Annotated in this window: 1 pseudogene; it reads right to left on the bottom strand. The window is 49.8% G+C overall.

The features are described from left to right. A pseudogene (locus tag AC0IXC_RS29425) lies at window positions 1-231 on the bottom strand (enoyl-CoA hydratase-related protein); the annotation flags it as partial.

Here is a 231-nt window from a genome sequence, read left to right as displayed (position 1 = left end):
GTTACCGCCTCCGCCAGGGATTAAGCCAACACCTAATTCTACTAAGCCCCTATATGTTTCGCTAGAAGCTGGAATGCTCGCTGCTGGTAAACAAACTTCTGTACCGCCGCCAAGCGTCATACCAGATGGCGCCGCTACCACTGGCTAAGAAGAGTACTTAATTTTCGTCATTGCATCTTGGACGTTTTTCCCAACCCACGCAATTTCAAAGTAGGTGTCGTCTTGGGCTGC

Source organism: Bacillus sp. AC266, assembly GCF_979253805.1.
Note: the sequence above shows the minus strand (reverse complement) of the source record. Positions and strands in the feature narration are given on the sequence as shown.